Source organism: Micromonospora noduli (genome assembly GCF_003264475.1).
GTDB classification, from domain to species: domain Bacteria; phylum Actinomycetota; class Actinomycetes; order Mycobacteriales; family Micromonosporaceae; genus Micromonospora; species Micromonospora noduli.
In genome coordinates, this window is record NZ_PYAC01000032.1 from 1 (window position 1) to 3,189 (window position 3,189).

Below are 3,189 nucleotides of genomic sequence, written 5' to 3' on the forward strand. Positions count from 1 at the left end.
CGCGCCGTGAAGCCGCGCCGCTGAGCCGCTCTGGCCGCCGCGCTGCCAAGCCGCGCCGCCGCGCCGCGCTGCTGTGACGCCAAGCCGCGCTCGCCGTTCAGGCCACCCAGCCAAGCCGTGCCCGTCGTCAAATTCGCCCGCTCGCTGCCGTAGGTAAAGGCGTGGCCGACGCGCGGTGGTCCGAGCGGGACGCGGGGGTGATGGCAGGTTGGGGGACTGGCCGGGATCATGGGCCTATGACCGAGGCCCGCTCCGATTCGCGCCGGATGACGATCAGCGACCCCCAGGTGATGCGGGCGATGGCCCATCCGGCCCGGATCGCGATCATGGAGTACCTGAACAGTCGCGAAAGTGGTGGGACTGCCACAGAGTGTGCCGAGATCGTCGGGCTGTCGCCGAGCGCAACCAGTTACCACCTGCGGGCGTTGGCGAAGTTCGGCCTGGTCGAGCAGGCGCCGAGCCGGGGGGACGCGCGCGAGCGGTTGTGGCGTGTGCCGAGTGTGAGTGTGCTGGTCGAGGCGGGGCGTGATGCCGGGCCCGAGGCGCGTGCGGCCGAGCAGGCGCTGGTGGAGGCGCATGCGGTCCGGGCCATGGAGCGGACCCGGGACTGGTTGCGGCGCGCCGGGGACGAGCCGGCTGAGTGGTACGACAAGGCCCTGTTCACCGACACGCTGTTGCTGCTCACCGCCGACGAGTTGGCCGAGTTGAACGAGGCGGTGCTGGCGCTGCTCCGGCCGTATCACCCGCGGCGGCGGCAGGGTGACCCACCGACGGGGGCGCGCACGGTCGCGGTGCAGTACCGGACGGTGCCGCTGGCATAGTCAGCCTTGCATGAATCAGTTGTGAAGGACTATTTTCGAAGTATGTCCTTCACAACTGACGAGTCGCGCTGGTCGGACGTCTGGCTCGCCGCCGCCGCTCGGGGCACCACGATCTGCGGCGACTTCCTCGCCGCGACCGCGCTGGCGCTGGCGCTACAGGGGGCCGGTGCCGGCGGGCTGGCCGTGTCGGGGCTGCTGCTGGCCGCGACCCTGCCCCTGGTGGTACTCGCCCCACTCGCGGGCCGACTCGCCGACCGGACGGACAGCCGTACCCTGCTGGTGACCATCGGGTTCGGGCAGGCCGCAATCTGCGCGTTCCTCGCCGTCGTCGAGCAACCGGTCCTGGTGGTAGGGCTCGTCGCCCTGCTGGCCAGCGGGCTCGCGGTGACCCAACCCTGCCTCGCCGCGCTGCTGCCGGCGATGGTCCGCCCGGCCGACCTGCCGCGAGCCAGCGCGATCAGCCAGACCGCCGTCTCGCTCGGTGCGCTCGGTGGCCCGGTACTGGCCGGCCTGCTGGTGGGTCAGTTCGGCACCCGCGTACCGCTGCTTCTCGATGCCGCGACCTACCTGGCGCTCGTGGTCGCGGGCCTGCTGCTGCGGACCCGACGCGGCGGCCGACGGCCCGCCGCCGTAAGCAGCGACGCCGCCGCCAGCCAGGCCGCCGCCAGCCAGGCCACCGTCAGCCCGGCCACCGTGAGCAGCGACGCCGCCGCCAGCCAGGCCGCCGTCAGCCAGGCCGCCGCGAGCAGCGAGGCCGCCGCCAGCCCGGCCGCCGCCGCGAACCGCCCGGCCGTCTCGGGCGGCGTGGCAACCCCCGGGGGTACGGAGATCGGCTGGCGGCTGCGCCGCGATCCGTTGATGCTCGTCATGGTGGTGAGCACCGCCGTGGTGATCGCGGCGATCGGCGGCATCAATGTGATCGAGGTCTTCTTCATCCGGGAGACGTTGGGGGGTTCGGCGACCACGTACGGCCTGGTCAGTGCGGCATGGATGGCCGGCATGCTGCCGGGGACCTGGCTCGCCGTACGACTTGCCAGGCGGCTCGACGACGACGCCGGGTTGGTACGCGGGGTGCTGGCCACTCTGGCCGTGTGCAGCCTGATGGTGTTGCTCGCGGCGACGGTGCCGGCGGCAGGTGTGTTGGTGCCGCTCTGGCTGGTGGGTGGTGCGGCCAACGGCGGCGAGAACGTCTTCGCGAACCTGCTCACCGCTCGGCGGGTGCCGGAGGCGATGCGCGCCCGGGCGTACGCCAGCTACGGCGCGGCGGTGCAGGGTGGCTCGATGGCGGGCTTCCTGATCGGCGGGGCGTTGCTCGCGGTCGTTCCGCCTCGGCCGCTGATCGCCGGTGCCGGTGTGGTCGGGCTGCTGGTGGTGCTGGTCTTCGTGCCGTTCGTGACCCGGGCGGTACGACGGTCGTCAAGTGCGGGCTTGGCCACTCCGGGCCGGCCCGCCGAGCCGGAGCCAGCCGCCGGGGATACGGTCGGGCCATGGCTGAGCGCATCGCACGCCCGCGGGTCGGGCACATCCAGTTCCTGAACTGCCTGCCGATCTACTGGGGTCTGATGCGCTCCGGTGCCCTGCTCGACGTCGACCTCCACAAGGACTCGCCGGACCGGTTGAGCGCGGCGCTGGTCGCCGGCGACCTCGACATCGGCCCGATCACGCTGTTGGAGTACCTGAAGCACGCCGATGAGCTGCTGCTCCTGCCGGACCTGGCGGTGGGCAGCGACGGGCCGGTGCTCTCGGTCAACATGGTCTCCACCCGTCCCCTCGGCGAGTTGGACGGCGCCCGGGTGGCGCTCGGCTCGACCTCGCGGACCGGGGTCATGCTGGCTCAGCTGCTGCTCGCCGAGCAGTACAACGTGCGGCCCGAGTACTTCCGCTGCCCGCCGGATCTGACCCAGATGCTGCTGGAAGCTGACGCCGCCGTGCTGATCGGGGACGTGGCGCTGCGGGCGTACTACGAGGCGCCGCAGAAGGGCCTCACGGTCACCGACCTCGGGCAGGCGTGGCGGGAGTGGACCGGGCTTCCGATGGTCTTCGCCGTCTGGGCGGTCCGCCGCGACTTCGCCGCCGCCCACCCGGGTCTGGTCAAGGAGGTTCACGAGGCATTCCTGCGCTCGCGGGATCTCTGCCTGGCGGAGTTGGACCAGGTCGCCGAGGCGGCTGCCCGCTGGGAGACCTTCGACGCGGAGACCCTGGCCACGTACTTCCGGACCCTCGACTTCTCCCTCGGCGACCGGCAGGTAGCGGGGCTGCGCGAGTGGGCCCGACGGGCCGCCGCCATCGGCGAGGCCCCGGCGCTGCCGGACGGCGGCCCGGAGTTCTTCGCCGGCTGACCGCCGGCCGCCGGGCCCGTCAGTACGCC

The 3,189-nt window shown here is 72.7% G+C and carries 3 protein-coding genes; all 3 read left to right on the forward strand.

Annotation, left to right across the window (positions count from 1 at the left end):
• Positions 1-236 precede the first annotated feature (236 nt).
• Genes MED15_RS24630 through MED15_RS24640 form a run of 3 tightly spaced genes read left to right on the forward strand, consistent with a single transcriptional unit; the run spans position 237 to position 3,160 of the window.
• On the forward strand, positions 237-821 hold the full coding sequence (locus tag MED15_RS24630) for a winged helix-turn-helix domain-containing protein (RefSeq protein WP_112725278.1): 585 nt from the start codon (positions 237-239) through the stop codon (positions 819-821).
• Between the two features lie 42 nt (positions 822-863).
• Positions 864-2,357 (forward strand): MFS transporter, encoded by a 1,494-nt coding sequence (locus MED15_RS24635; RefSeq protein ID WP_112737075.1) that lies wholly within the window; start codon positions 864-866, stop codon positions 2,355-2,357.
• Complete coding sequence (locus tag MED15_RS24640) at positions 2,309-3,160, forward strand: menaquinone biosynthetic enzyme MqnA/MqnD family protein (RefSeq protein WP_112585664.1); 852 nt, start codon at positions 2,309-2,311, stop codon at positions 3,158-3,160. Before MED15_RS24635 ends, MED15_RS24640 begins: the two co-directional genes overlap by 49 nt.
• Positions 3,161-3,189: the final 29 nt, after the last annotated feature.

What these genes read in the sequence shown, in the direction of transcription:
- MED15_RS24635 (WP_112737075.1), top strand. Translation starts at nt 864, where the DNA reads ATGTCCTTCACAACTGACGAGTCGCGCTGGTCGGACGTCTGGCTCGCC.
- MED15_RS24640 (WP_112585664.1), top strand. Translation starts at nt 2,309, where the DNA reads ATGGCTGAGCGCATCGCACGCCCGCGGGTCGGGCACATCCAGTTCCTG.
- MED15_RS24630 (WP_112725278.1), top strand. Translation starts at nt 237, where the DNA reads ATGACCGAGGCCCGCTCCGATTCGCGCCGGATGACGATCAGCGACCCC.